Origin of the sequence: Streptomyces swartbergensis (assembly GCF_002148965.1) — a bacterium.
GTDB lineage: Bacteria > Actinomycetota > Actinomycetes > Streptomycetales > Streptomycetaceae > Streptomyces > Streptomyces swartbergensis.
The window spans coordinates 30,176-44,422 of record NZ_NGFN01000025.1; the positions used below are offsets into that span (position 1 = coordinate 30,176).

Consider the following 14,247-nt stretch of genomic DNA (forward strand, 5'->3'; position numbering starts at 1 on the left):
GTAGAGCTCGGATGAACGGGTCACTCGCTGGAGGCGGCGCCGACTCACGAGCGCGGGGGCATCTGACGATTTCCGGCACCGGCGACGGGCGGTGGCGGTGGTCTGTCTGTGCTCCCTTTGCGGTGAACCAATGACTTCATAGGAGGAACCCATGCGCGGTGCCAAGAGCGCCAAGTGGGTCGCGGGGGCGATAGTTGTCGCTCTGGCCGCCACCGCCTGCGGCGGTAACGGTGATGGTGAGGGGAAGAGCAAGGGCTCCGGCCCTGCGGGATACGTCTCGATCGACGTCGGCGAGCCGCAGAAGCCGCTGATCCCGGCTGACACCAACGAGACTCTCGGCTCGTACGTCATCCAGTCCCTCTTCACCCAGTTGCTGGACTTCGACGCCAAGGGCAACATCGTCTACACGAACGCCGAGTCGGTCACGTCCGACGACTCGAAGACGTGGACGGTCAAGCTCAAGAAGGGCTGGAAGTTCCACAACGGCGAAGAAGTCACCTCCAAGTCGTACATCGACGCTTGGAACTGGTACGCCAACATCAAGAACAACCAGCAGAACTCCTTCTGGTTCCAGGACATCAAGGGCTACGACGATGTCCACCCGGAGAAGGGCGAGCCGAAGGCCGACAAGATGTCCGGTCTGAAGGCCGTGGACGACCACACCTTCACCATCGAGTTGAAGTACACGATGCCGTACTTCAACTACAAGCTGGGCTACACCACGTGGGCCCCGCTGCCCAAGGTCTTCTACGACGACCCGAAGGCCTTCGGTCAGAAGCCGGTCGGCAACGGTCCCTACACCTTCGAGAAGTGGGAGCACAAGAAGCTCATCCAGGTCAAGGCCTGGGATGACTACCAGGGCCCGAACAAGGCGAAGAACAAGGGCGTCCTGTTCAAGAACTACACGACGGTCGAGGCCGCCTACAAGGATCTCGTCTCCGGCAACCTGGACATGATCCGCCAGGTCGGCCCGACGGACCTGCCGAAGTACAAGCAGGACCTGGGCGACGGCGCCATCGACCAGCCGTACGCGGCCCTCCAGACGCTGACCCCGGCGTTCTACTCCAAGACCTTCAAGGACATCGACCCGAAGGTCCTGCAGGGTCTGTCGATGGCGATCGACCGTGACACGATCACCAAGACGGTTCTGAACAACACCCGCACGCCGGCCAAGGGCTTCACGCCGCCGGGCGTCAAGGGCTACCAGAACCTGGACACCGACGTGTTCACGTACAACCCGGCGAAGGCCAAGAAGCTCATCCAAGAGGGCGGCGGCGTTCCGGGGAACAAGTTCACCATCCAGTACAACACCGACGGTGGGCACAAGGAGTGGGTGACCGCGGTCTGCGAGTCCATCCGCAAGGCCACCGGCGTCGACTGCGTCGGCGACCCCAAGCCGGACTTCGCCACGGACCTCGAGGCCCGTGACAACGACCAGGTGAAGGGCATGTACCGCGGTGGCTGGGTCGCCGACTACCCGGTCAACGCCAACTTCATGAAGGAGCTGTACCACACCACCGCCGAGGCCAACAACGGTCGCTTCTCCAACAAGGAGATCGACGGGCTGATGAACAAGGCCGACAACGCCAAGTCCCTCGACGCGTCGGTGAAGGCCTTCCAGGAGGTCGAGAAGAAGCTGGTCGACTACATGCCGGCCATCCCGCTCTGGTACTACCGCATCAACGGCGGCCACGGTAAGAACGTCGGCAATGTCAACGTCGACTTCCACGGTGACCTCGAAGTGTGGGGCGCCACCACCAAGTAAGAGGATCCTTCGGACCTCTTCCCCCTCGGCCGTAAACCCGCCGCCGCTCAGGTGGCGGTGGGAGGTGCATGGGGGTCGTCTCCTCACCAGGAGGCGGCCCCCGCACCTGCGTTAATCCCTCACGGAGGCACCTATGGGGCGCTATGTCGCACGACGACTGCTCCAGATGATCCCGGTGTTCATCGGGTCAACCTTGCTCATCTTCTGCATGATGTACGCCCTGCCCGGCGATCCCGTCCGGGCGATGATGGGGGATCAGGCGTACGACCCGGCGGTGGTGGCGAGCATCAAGAAGGAACTCGGCCTCGATCAGCCGCTCCTTCAGCAGTACGTGAACTACATGACCGGACTGCTGCAGGGCGACTTCGGTACCCAGATCGCCAGTCAGCGGCCCATCAAGGACGTCATCCTCGATGCGTTCCCGGTGACGATCAGGCTGACGCTCTTCGCCTTCATTTTCGTCTCGCTCGTGGGTATCGGCCTCGGTATCGTCGCCGGCCTGCGCCCCGACACGCTGCGGGACCGCGGACTGCTGACGCTGACACTGTTCCTCGTCTCGATGCCGTCCTTCGTGCTGGGCTTCCTGCTGCAGTACCAGTTCGCGTTCAAGTGGCAGGTCACCACACCCACGGTGACCGACTCGACGGACTTCTCCCAACTCATGCTTCCGGCCATCGTGCTGGCGTCGCTCTCACTCGCCTACGTCGCCCGGCTGACCCGCACGTCGATCGCGGAGAACCTGCGTTCCGACTACATGCGCACCGCCGTGGCCAAGGGGCTGCCGCGCCGCCGAGTCATCGGTGTCCACCTGATGCGCAACTCGCTGATTCCCGTGGTCACCTTCCTCGGTATCGAGGTCGGCAACCTGATGACCGGCGCCATCGTGACCGAGGGCATCTTCAACGTGCGGGGTATCGGTCTCGAGATCTACGATGCGCTCAGCCGGCGTGAGGGCGCCACGGTCGTGGGAATCGCCTCGCTGATGGTGCTCATCTACCTCGCTGCCAGCTTGATCGTCGACCTGCTTTACGCGGTCCTGGACCCGAGGATCCGGTATGCCTGACAAGACCGTCGAGAAGAAGGTCGAAGCCCTTCCCGGTGACACCGCGAGCACCGCGGGCGTCGTCGTGACCGACGCAGGCCCGGCTCCCGAGAAGGCGCGCAGCCTGTGGTCCGACGCCTGGCACGACCTGCGGCGCAACCCGCTGTTCCTGATATCGGCCGTGCTGATCGTGTTCCTGCTGGTGATGTCGATCTGGCCGGGACTGTTCACCAGCGCCTCGCCGCGCGACGCCGATCTGGCCAAGCACTATCTGGGGAAGCCGAACTGGGGTCACTTCTTCGCTCCGGACTGGCTCGGATACGACGTCCAGGGCCGCTCGATCTACGCGCGTGTCGTCTACGGTGCCCGCGCCTCGATCACGGTCGGTGTGGGTGTCACCATCGCCGTCACCATCATCGGCACGTTCATCGGCATGATCGCCGGCTACTTCGGTGGCTGGACCGACACCCTGCTCTCGCGGCTGACCGACATCTTCCTCGGCATCCCGTTCCTGCTCGGCGCCCTGGTGGTGCTCAACTCGTTCGACAACCGCACCGTCTGGGTCGTCATCATGGCCCTCGCCTTCCTGGGCTGGACCCAGATCGCGCGTGTCGCCCGCGGTGCCGTGATCACCATCAAGCAGGCGGACTACGTGGTGGCCGCCAAGGCACTCGGTGCCTCGACGTCCCGGATCCTGGTCCGGCACATCCTGCCCAACGCACTCGCGCCCATCATCGTCGTGGCGACCATCGCGCTCGGCGGCTACATCGCCGCCGAAGCCACCCTGTCCTTCCTGGGCGTGGGTCTCGGTGACACGGCCGTGTCCTGGGGCGGCGACGTGGCGCGAGGCCGTGAGCAGCTCCGTATCGCCCCCCACACCCTGATCATTCCGTCGGTGATGGTCTCGATTACGGTGCTCTCGTTCCTGATGTTCGGCGATGCGGTACGCAACGCCCTCGACCCCAAGCTGCGCTGAGGGAGGCGTACGTGACCATCATCGATGAAATGGCCGAGAGTCCCGCACCGGACGGCTCGCAGGACACGGGCCGACCGCTGCTCGAAGTCCGCGACCTGCACGTGGAGTTCCGCACCCGCGACGGGGTCGCCAAGGCCGTCAACGGCGTCAACTACTCCGTAGCCGCGGGCGAGACGCTCGCCGTGCTCGGCGAGTCCGGCTCGGGCAAGTCCGTGACCGCGCAGGCGATCATGGGCATCCTCGACATGCCGCCCGGCCGCATCCCCAAGGGGGAGATCCTCTTCCGCGGCCAGGACATGCTGAAGATGTCCGGTGAGGAGCGCCGCAAGATCCGCGGCCGCAAGATCGCGATGATCTTCCAGGACGCGCTGTCCTCGCTCAACCCGGTGCTCTCCGTGGGCTACCAGCTCGGCGAGATGTTCCGCGTGCACCAGGGCCTGTCCAAGAAGGACGCCAAGGCCAAGGCGATCGAGCTGATGGACCGGGTGAAGATCCCGGCCGCCGGCGACCGGGTGAACGACTACCCGCACCAGTTCTCGGGCGGTATGCGCCAGCGCATCATGATCGCTATGGCGCTCGCCCTGGAGCCGGACCTGATCATCGCCGACGAGCCCACCACGGCCCTCGACGTGACGGTCCAGGCCCAGGTCATGGACCTGCTCGCGGAGTTGCAGCGCGAGTACAACATGGGTCTGATCCTGATCACCCACGACCTCGGCGTGGTCGCCGACGTCGCGGACAAGATCGCCGTGATGTACGCGGGCCGCATCGTCGAGCACGCCCCGGTCCACGAGTTGTACAAGCGCCCCGCGCACCCGTACACGAAGGGTCTGCTGGACTCGATCCCGCGCCTGGACCAGAAGGGCCAGGAGCTGTACGCGATCAAGGGTCTGCCGCCCAACCTGACGCGTATCCCGTCCGGCTGCGCCTTCAACCCGCGGTGCCCGCAGGCACAGGACATCTGCCGTACGGACATCCCGCCGCTGCACCCCGTCACCGAGCGGGACGGCGGCGAGCTGGTCGGCCGCAGCAGCGCGTGCCACTTCTGGAAGGAGACGATCCATGGCTGAGCTCAGCAAGACCGACGAGCCGCAGGACGCCACGCCGAACGTCTCCGAGGTCGAGGTCGTCGACGCGAACTCCGAGTCGGAGGCGGTCGCCGCGATCGAGGCGCCGGTCGAGCGGGGCGAGCCGATCCTGCAGGTGCGCAACCTGGTCAAGCACTTCCCGCTCACCCAGGGCATCCTCTTCAAGCGGCAGGTCGGCGCGGTCAAGGCCGTCGACGGCGTCTCCTTCGACCTGTACCAGGGCGAGACGCTGGGCATCGTGGGCGAGTCGGGTTGCGGCAAGTCCACCGTCGCCAAGCTCCTGATGACCCTGGAGCGGGCGACGGCCGGCGAGGTCTTCTACAAGGGCCAGGACATCACCAGGCTGTCCGGGCGCGCGCTGAAGGCGGTCCGCCGCAACATCCAGATGGTGTTCCAGGACCCGTACACCTCGCTCAACCCCCGTATGACGGTGGGCGACATCATCGGGGAGCCCTTCGACATCCACCCCGAGGTGGCCCCGAAGGGCGACCGGCGCCGCAAGGTGCAGGAGCTCCTGGACGTCGTCGGCCTGAACCCGGAGTACATCAACCGCTATCCGCACCAGTTCTCCGGCGGTCAGCGCCAGCGCATCGGCATCGCCCGCGGCCTGGCCCTGAACCCCGAGATCATCATCTGCGACGAGCCGGTGTCGGCCCTGGACGTGTCCGTCCAGGCCCAGGTCATCAACCTGATGGAGCGCCTGCAGGACGAGTTCAACCTCTCCTACCTCTTCATCGCCCACGACCTGTCGATCGTCCGGCACATCTCGGACCGGGTCGGTGTGATGTACCTCGGCAAGATGGCCGAGATCGGCACCGACGAGCAGATCTACGAGCACCCGACACACCCGTACACCCAGGCGCTGCTGTCGGCGGTCCCGGTCCCCGACCCGGAGGCCCGCGAGGGGCGCGAGCGGATCATCCTCACCGGCGACGTCCCGTCCCCGGCCAACCCGCCCTCGGGCTGCCGCTTCCGCACCCGCTGCTGGAAGGCCCAGGACAAGTGCGCCCAGGAGGTCCCGCTGCTCGCGGTCCCCGAGCGCTTCCAGGGCGAGGACACCCCGGCGGCCCACGAGTCGGCGTGCCACTTCGCCGAGGAGAAGGACGTCATCCACGCGGCCTGACGGCCCTGTACGGCATCCCTTCCGGTTCCCGGCCCTTCTTGTCGAAGGCGCCGGGAACCGGTGTTCGAGGATCTGGATTGCCGCATCACATCGAACTCCGGGTCCCCGACCTTCCCCGGGCGACCCGCGCATGAGGCCGGCTCCTGGGCCGCCTCGGCTACGACCCGTATCAGGAGTGGGAGCGCGGCCTTGGCCGGCGGCTCGGTCCGACGTATCTCGTCGTCGAGCAGTCACCGGCGATGCGTGCCGCCGAGCACGACCCCATGAGGGCCGGCCTCAGCCACCTGGCGTTCCATGCCGGGATACCGGCCGACGTCGACGAGCTGGCTCACGAAGCCCCGGCACACGGCTGGGAGCCCCTCTTCCCCGACCGCTATCCCCCACGCCGGAGGCCCCGGGCACTACGCCGCCCACCTCGCCTGCACGGACGGGTTCGAGGTCGAGCTGGTGGCTGCCGAAGTGCCCACAAACCCCCGCGAACTGCGTTAACACGCAGGCAACTTCGCCGACCCGATCCCGATATACGGACGCGTCAGGCTGAACAGCGTACGGCCGTGCGGGTGCCGTAAACGGGCCGGGGCGCGCCATGTCGCCCTGGCCCGTTGCATGTTCAGGCGCCGGTGATCCCCAGGGACCGCTTCAGGAAGTCGACCTGGAGCAGCAGCAGGTTCTCCGCGACCTGTTCCTGCGGGGTGATGTGGGTGACCCCGGACAGCGGCAGCACCTCGTGCGGGCGGCCGGCGGCCAGGAGGGCCGAGGACAGGCGCAGGGCGTGGGCGACGACCACGTTGTCGTCGGCGAGGCCGTGCACGATCATCAGCGGGCGGTGCGGCTCGGCGGGGGAGGACAGGCCGTCCGCCGTGACGAGGGAGCTCCTGGCGTACGCGTCCGGGGACTCGGCCGGGTTCCCCAGGTAGCGCTCCGTGTAGTGCGTGTCGTACAGGCGCCAGTCCGTCACCGGCGCGCCCGCGATCCCCGCGTGGAAGACGTCCGGCCGGCGCAGCACCGCGAGGCCGGCCAGCCAGCCGCCGAAGGACCAGCCGCGGATCGCCACCCGGGACAGATCCAGCGGAAACCTCTTCGCGAGGTCCTCCAGAGCCTCCACCTGGTCGTCCAGCGACAGCGTGAAGTCGTGGTGGATGCCCTTCTCCCAGGCGGGCGAGCGGCCCGGGGTGCCCCGGCCGTCCGCGACGACCACCGCGAACCCCTGGTCCGCGAACCACTGCGAGGTGAGATGCGGGTTGTGGGCGGCGAAGACCCGCTGCCCGTGCGGCCCGCCGTACGGGTCCATGAGTACCGGCAGAGGGGTGTCACCGGCGTAGTCCCGAGGCATAAGCACGGCGCACGGGATGCGGCGTGCGCCCCCCTCGGTGAGCGTCACGCGGGGGGACATACCAGGATCTTCGGCGTACGAAGGGACGACAGCCGTCGGTTTCCCGGCGCGCAGGACCTGCACCCGCGCACCCGGCCGGTCCAGCGTCGCCGAGACCAGAACCGTCACGTCCCCGGCCCGCACCGCCGAGTGCACGCCCGGCTCCTGCGACATCCGCTCCACGCCCAGCTCGTTCAGCCGGTACACATGCACCTGGCCCGTCTCCGCCTCGGCGGCCTCCTCGCCCGCCGACGCGGAGACCAGCACGTCATCGTCGGAGACGTCCAGCACGGCCCGCACGTGCAACTGCGCTCCCGTGAGCGGCCGGTCCCCGACCGCCAGCACCCGCGCACCGCCCTCGTCCGCGATCCGCACCAGCTGCCCGGCCGGACTCCAGCACGGCACCCCAGGGAAAAGATCAAGCCATGTTCGATCTTCATCGGCGTGCACCATCCGGGTCGCGCCCGACTCCGGATCCACCGCGAGAATCAGCTGGCTGCGCTGGTCGCGCGCCTGTACGAGCAGCAGCGGCGCGCCCGCCGCTGACCAGTGCACACGCGCCAGATACGGGTACCGCGCCCGGTCCCAGGCGACCTCCGTGCGCGCGCCGTCCAGGCCGATCACGAACAGCCGTACGTCCGCGTTGCCCGTGCCCGCCGCCGGATACGCCACCCGCTGCGGCTCGCGCTGCGGATGGGCCGGGTCGGAGATCCACCACCGCTCCACCGGCGTGTCGTCCGCGCGTGCCACGAGCAGCCGGTCCGATTCCGGAGCCCACCAGAAGCCGCGCGACCGCCCCATCTCCTCGGCCGCGATGAACTCGGCCAGTCCATATGAGACATTCTCCGACTCCGGCTCGGCGAGCGCCCGGTCGTCCTCCCCCTCGGCGCCCACGACCCGCAGCGCACCCTGCGCGACGTAGGCGACATGCCGCCCGTCGGGCGACGGACGCGGGTCGATCACCGGCCCGGGCGTGGTCAGTCCACGCGCCGTACCGGCCCGCAGCTCGGCCGTGAAGAGCCGCCCTGACAAGGCGAAAGAGGCCAACTCGACGGCCGTGTCGGTGGCGTACCCGACGATGCCGGCGCCGCCCTCCCGGCTGCGTTCACGCCGGGCGCGCTCCTCGGGCGAGAGATCCTCCGAGGCGCCGCCCAGCAGGGCGCGCGGGTCGGCGGCCACGCGCTCCCCGCCCTCCGTGTCGAGGACCCACAGCGAGTTCGCCCGGTCCGTACCGGAACCGGAGCGCAGGAACACGACACGCGAACCGTCGGGCGCCACGGTGAACGAACGCGGCGCGCCGAGCGTGAAGCGCTGGGTACGGGCGTGCCGTCGGGGGAAGGAGTCAGGCTCGGTCGTCATGCCCTGACCATATTGGCCATGCGCCCCCTTGTGCGGCCGTGCGCCGATCGATGCGCACGGACGGATAGTTATGATCAATGTCGCATAGTGGGTATGAACCTGCTGGCTGCTGTACTGATTTGATGCCCCCATAGTCCGACCCCCCGCGCCCTCGTGGATCTTTGGAGGTGAGCCGCCGTGGCACTCTCGATTTCGGCGGTGGTGCTGCTGGCGATCATCGTCTTCCTGCTCATCAAGAAGTCAGGGCTGAAGGCCGGGCATGCGATCGTCTGCATGCTGCTGGGCTTCTACCTCGCCTCCTCGACCGTGGCTCCCACGATCAACGAGCTGACGACCAACATCGCGGGCATGATCGGCAGCATCAAGTTCTGACCGCCGGTCTTCCGGCCGGGGACTGAGGGAAGCCCCGGCCCTGGCCGGAGTCCGTGCCTGGTCCGTCCCGATGTCCGGCTTCGCCGAGTCCGGTTCCGTAAGCTTGGCGGGCCGGGCACGAACGATGGGCAAGGGGGCGGCGCGTGGACGACGAGAGCGTGGACAGGCGACTTCGGGAGCTGGCGAAGGCGTCCCCCAACTTCGGACGCTTGTACGGGTATCAACCGCTCCTCGCCATCTACGGCTCGCAGGCAGAACTCACCGTCCTGACCAACCCGAACGCCGCCTACGTCAGCGCCGGCCAGTTCGGTGAGGTGCTGGCCGAGGAGTTCGTCACGCGCACGGGCACGCGTGTCGAGGGGGCGAACCAGGTCGATCGCATCAACGCCCTCACCCGGGCCGGCGTCCTCGTCGGCTGGAGCCGGGACGCCTTCCACAAGCTGCGCCGGGGCCGCAACGACGCTGCGCACAACCACCTCTTCGACACCACCAAGGCCCTGGAAGCCCTGAAGCTGTGCTGGCAGCTGGGCGACCTCTTCGACCGGGCCATGGGCGGCACCCGCGCGGTGACCGCGTTCGTTCCGCCCACTCTGCCCGAGGGGATGCCGGAGACCGATACCCAGGAGATCGCGGAGCTGCGTGAGGCGCTGGAAGGGCACCGGCGCACGCTCGCCGAGTCCCGCGTGAAGCTGTCGGAGGTCGGGGACCGCTTGGAAGCCGAGCGCCGGGCCCGCGCCGAGGCGGAGAAGATCATCGTTAGCGCGGAACAGGCGAAGGCCACGTACACCGCGCAGATCGAAGAGTTGCAGGCACAGATCGCCGAGCTGCGGACGGCACATCAGCAGCGGTACGACGTCGAGCGGCTCAAGCCGCGCCCGGTGGCCTCCGCCGCCCGCGACGCCATCGTGGAGCGCGCCCAGCGTCCCGCTCCGCTCAACGAGGTGCAGGCGCGGAAGAAGATCGACGCCATGCTGTCCCGGGCGGGCTGGATCATCCAGGACAAGGCGGATGCCAACCCGCTGGCGGACACGGGCGTCGCGATCCGCGAGTTCAGCCTCGCCACCGGCCGAGCCGACTACGTCCTCTACGTCGACGGGAAGATCGTCGGCGTCATCGAGGCCAAGCGCGAGGGAACCCCCCTGGCCGGCGCCCTCGCCCAGAACGAGCGGTACGCGGCGGGCGTGCTCAAGGAACACGCGATGGCGGTGTGGCGCCGCGACGAACCCTTTGCCTTCCGCTACGCCACCACGGGCACCGAGACGTACTTCCTAAACCGCGTCGACCCGGACGCCCGCTCCCGCGAGGTCTTCGCCTTCCACCGCCCCGCGACCCTCGCCGCCTGGATGCAGTACGCCGACGAGCACCCGGACGCGCCCACCTTCCGGGCGGCCCTGCGCACAAGCATGCCGCTGCTGGAGACCCACGGCCTGCGCATGGCACAGGTCGAGGCGATCACGCGCCTGGAGGCCTCCCTGGCCGCCGACCAGCCGCGCGCGCTGATCCAGATGGCCACCGGAGCCGGCAAGACGTTCACGGCCGTCACCGAGGTCTACCGGCTGCTCCGGTACGCCGGCGCCCGCCGGATTCTCTTCCTCGTCGACCGCAACAACCTGGGCCGCCAGGCCCGCGCCGAGTTCGACAAGTACCGCACCCCGGACGAGAACCGGAAGCTCACCGACCTCTACAACGTCGACATGCTGGGCCGCGGCGGTCTCCAGGAGACGTCGTCGGTCGTCATCTCGACGATCCAGCGGATGTACTCGCTCCTCAAGGGAGAGCAGTTGGCCGAGGGGGCGGAGACTGAGGACCGCGAGGACGAGGCAGCGTCGCCCCTGGACGATTCCTACGTGACGGACGAGCCGATCACCGTCGAATACAACCCCGACGTTCCGATCGAGTCCTTCGACGTGATCGTCATCGACGAGTGCCACCGCTCCATCTACGGTCTGTGGCGCGGCGTCCTGGAGTACTTCGACGCCCACCTCGTGGGTCTCACCGCCACGCCCACGCGTCAGACCAAGGGCTTCTTCGACCACAACGAGGTCTCCCGCTACACCTACGAACAGGCGGTCGCCGACGGCGTCAACGTCGACTTCGACATCGCGCGCATCGTGACCGACCTGCGGGAGGAGGGCGTCGTCGCGAGGATCGAGGCGGGGACGACGGTACGGATCCGCGACCGGCAGACCCGCAGCCAGCGCTACGAGGAACTGGACGAGGACTTCACCTACTCGGCCCCTCAGATCGGCCGCACCGTCATCACGGAGGACGAGGTCCGTGCCGTGCTGACGACCTACCGGGACAACTGGCAGCGGTGGTTCCCCGGCCGGGCCGATCTTCCCAAGACCCTGATCTTCGCGGGTCCGTACGACGATCACGCCGACGAGGTGCTCAAGCAGGTCAAGCAGGTCTTCGGCCGCGGCGACGACTTCGCCAAGAAGATCACCTACAAGTCGCGTGACAACGGCGACGACCCCGAGGCCCTCATCAACGATCTGCGTAACTCGCCCCGGCTGCGGGTCGCCGTCACCGTCGACATGATCGCCACGGGCACCGACGTGAAGCCGCTGGAGTGCGTGATCTTCCTGCGGCCGGTGAAGAGCCCGGTGATGTTCGAGCAGATGAAGGGGCGGGGCGCCCGTTCCATCGACGCGGACGAACTGAAGGCGGTCACCCCGGAGGCGGCGCCCGACCTGAAAAAGGACCGCTTCGTCCTGGTTGACGCGGTCGGTGTCACCGATTCCCCGCTCGTCGACGCCCGGCCGCTGATCCCGGCGGGCGCGCAGCGCGGCATCCCGCTGGCCAAGCTGCTCGACAAGGCGGGCACGCGGTCTCTGACAGCCGACGAGGCGGAAACCCTGGCCCGCCGACTGGCGCGCATCGACCGCCAGCTCGGGAAGGAGGAGAGGGACCTGATCACCCAGACCTCCGACGGCGTGAGTCTGGCCGACCTGGCCCGCCGCATCACGGACGCGGTGGACGTCGACACGCAGGACCGTGCCCGGCACGAGGGCGGCTCCGAGCTGGCACAGAAGCTGGTCCAGGACGCGGTGGCCCCGCTCACCGCCCGCCCCGAGCTGCGCAAGCTGATTCTGGAGATTCGCCACCAGCAGGACCTTACCTACGACGAGACGACCGAGGTCAAGGTCACCGAGGTCCGCGAGATTCCGATGGAGGAGCGCGCGCGGAAGGAGCTGACCGAGTGGAATGCGCTGCTGGAGAAGGAGCAGCGGGACGAAAACGCGGCGATACGGGTCGCGCTGGGCAGCGGGGCGCGGCTCGCTCCGGGTGAGGCACGGGCAGCGCTGAAGGAACTCGCCGGCCGCATCAAGGCGACGAAGCGTTCGTGGACGACGGCGGTCCTGTGGGACTACTACGAGCAGGTCGGCAAGGCGGCGGCCGGTCCCGGCAAGGAGGCCGGCCTCGGCGACCTGGTCAGGCTGATCCGGTACGAGCTGGGCGCGGACGACGAGCTAAGGCCGTACCGTACGGTGGTCGAGGAGCGCTTCGAGGGCTGGCTGCTGCGGCAACGGCAGGCGGGTGTGGAGTTCACCGAGGAACAGCTGTGGTGGCTGGAGCGGATCAAGAACGCCATTGCCGTCGACATCGGCATAGAGCCGGGTGACTTCGGCCACGCGCCCTTCTCGGAGCGTGGAGGCGGCCGGGGCTTTATGCGAGCGTTCGGGGACAAGGGCCGGGCGTTGGAACTGTTGGATGAGCTGAATCAGGAACTGGCTTGAGCGAGAGCGGCGGCGTGGACGGGGAGAGGAAGCTTCCGGCGGGGTGGGCTTGGGCTACGTTGCAGGAGGTTGCTCATTGGGGGAGCGGCGGAACCCCTAATACAAAAGAGCCTGCTTACTACGGTGGTGAAATTCCTTGGGCCGTGATTGGTGACCTGAGGGACTCAGCGCTTTACCGAACCGTTCAGACCATCACTGAGGATGGGCTTGCAAACAGTTCAGCGCGGTGGGTCCCAGCAGGGTCCGTGCTCGTGGCGATGTATGGAGCATCAATCGGTAAGCTGGCTGTCACGACCAAGCCCGTCACTACCAATCAAGCTATTGCTCACGCCGTTCCCTACAGTGAAGTCATGTCCAGGAAGTATCTTTTCTGGTACCTGTATGGCCAGCGTGACGCTTTGATCGGGGCGGGTAAGGGAGGGGCGCAGCCAAATATCAGCCAGGCAGTACTGAAGTCATGGCCGATCGCGGTGCCGCCGATCGCTGAGCAGCACCGGATCGTCGAGACGCTCGAAGAGCAGCTGTCGCGGCTCGATGCGGCAGAGGCGAACGTCCGCAATGTAATGCGGAGAGCCGAGGCCCTGTTCGCAAGGGTCACCGAATTCACCTCGGGCATCGCAATGGAGACTGGCGATTTTGTTGCACCACTTCCCGAGGCTGCTGGTTCGATCGATGGACAGTTGCCACGCGTTCCGGCAGATTGGCGATGGATTCGTCTCGGTGACCTGGCTGATGTGGTCGGCGGTGTGACCAAGGACAAGAAGAAGCAATCGGACCCGGACCTACCTGAAGTGCCGTACCTACGGGTGGCCAACGTTCAGCGTGGTCACCTCAATCTTGACAATGTCGCGCACATTCGAGTCCCGCAGAAGAAAGCCGATCAGCTGCAACTTCAAGAGGGCGACGTTCTGATGAATGAGGGCGGCGACCGGGACAAACTCGGCAGGGGATGGGTCTGGCGGGGGGAAATCCCGAATGCCATTCACCAGAATCACGTCTTCAGGGCCCGCATCCGGGACGACATGCTGATCCCGGAGCTCCTGTCCTGGTACGCGAATGGCGCGGCGAAATGGTTCGAGGAAAATGGCAAGCAGAGCACCAACCTTGCCTCCATCAGCCTGAGTAAGATCAAGAATTTGCCGGTCCCTGTGCCGCCGCAGGCTGAGCAACGGCGCATTGCGCAGCAGATCGAGGAACGCCTAATCCAGCTCGGGCACGCCAGGTCGGTCACCGAACGTGTTCTGCGGCAAGGCGCGAAGCTGCGGAACGCTCTACTGCGCAAAGCTTTCCAAGGGGATCTTGTTCCGCAGAGCGAGGCCGATGAGCCCGCCGCGACGCTTCTCACCCGCATCGCTGCCGAACGCGGAGCGCAACCCAAGCGCACACGCCGAGCGAAGCCGCCTGCTCAGC

The 14,247-nt window shown here is 67.2% G+C and carries 9 protein-coding genes and 1 pseudogene; 9 read left to right on the forward strand and 1 reads right to left on the reverse strand.

Going from position 1 to position 14,247, the window contains the following annotated elements; genetic code table 11:
- Window positions 1–151 precede the first annotated feature (151 nt).
- The 6 genes and pseudogenes from CA983_RS06835 to CA983_RS47670 all read left to right on the forward strand — a co-directional run bounded on the left by CA983_RS06835 (window position 152) and on the right by CA983_RS47670 (window position 6,483).
- On the forward strand, window positions 152–1,765 hold the full coding sequence (locus tag CA983_RS06835) for a peptide ABC transporter substrate-binding protein (RefSeq protein ID WP_086599980.1): 1,614 nt from the start codon (window positions 152–154) through the stop codon (window positions 1,763–1,765).
- Window positions 1,766–1,898: 133 nt separating this feature from the next.
- Complete coding sequence (locus CA983_RS06840; RefSeq protein WP_086599981.1) at window positions 1,899–2,828, forward strand: ABC transporter permease; 930 nt, start codon at window positions 1,899–1,901, stop codon at window positions 2,826–2,828.
- A complete protein-coding gene (locus CA983_RS06845) occupies window positions 2,821–3,783 on the forward strand; it encodes an ABC transporter permease (RefSeq protein ID WP_086599982.1) in 963 nt (320 codons plus the stop codon). The genes CA983_RS06840 and CA983_RS06845 overlap by 8 nt, the downstream gene beginning before the upstream one ends.
- A 29-nt stretch (window positions 3,784–3,812) precedes the next feature.
- Complete coding sequence (locus tag CA983_RS06850; protein WP_086599986.1) at window positions 3,813–4,853, forward strand: ABC transporter ATP-binding protein; 1,041 nt, start codon at window positions 3,813–3,815, stop codon at window positions 4,851–4,853.
- Window positions 4,846–5,994, forward strand: coding sequence for an ABC transporter ATP-binding protein (locus CA983_RS06855; protein WP_086599983.1), 1,149 nt, complete (start codon window positions 4,846–4,848; stop codon window positions 5,992–5,994). Before CA983_RS06850 ends, CA983_RS06855 begins: the two co-directional genes overlap by 8 nt.
- 77 nt (window positions 5,995–6,071) lie before the next feature.
- A pseudogene (locus CA983_RS47670) lies at window positions 6,072–6,483 on the forward strand (VOC family protein).
- A 121-nt stretch (window positions 6,484–6,604) separates the two neighbouring features.
- Here CA983_RS47670 and CA983_RS06865 read toward each other — a convergent pair.
- Window positions 6,605–8,725 (reverse strand): S9 family peptidase, encoded by a 2,121-nt coding sequence (locus tag CA983_RS06865; protein ID WP_086599984.1) that lies wholly within the window; start codon window positions 8,723–8,725, stop codon window positions 6,605–6,607.
- A gap of 177 nt (window positions 8,726–8,902) precedes the next feature.
- Between CA983_RS06865 and CA983_RS06870 the strand changes: the two genes are divergently transcribed.
- The 3 genes from CA983_RS06870 to CA983_RS45765 form a co-directional block, all read left to right on the forward strand.
- On the forward strand, window positions 8,903–9,097 hold the full coding sequence (locus tag CA983_RS06870; protein ID WP_030842840.1) for a hypothetical protein: 195 nt from the start codon (window positions 8,903–8,905) through the stop codon (window positions 9,095–9,097).
- A 143-nt stretch (window positions 9,098–9,240) separates the two neighbouring features.
- Window positions 9,241–12,837: a type I restriction endonuclease subunit R gene (locus CA983_RS06875; protein WP_244206692.1), complete on the forward strand. Its 3,597-nt coding sequence runs from the start codon at window positions 9,241–9,243 to the stop codon at window positions 12,835–12,837.
- 14 nt (window positions 12,838–12,851) lie between these two features.
- A partial coding sequence (locus CA983_RS45765; protein WP_244206694.1) for a restriction endonuclease subunit S occupies window positions 12,852–14,247 on the forward strand: 1,396 nt, incomplete at its 3' end.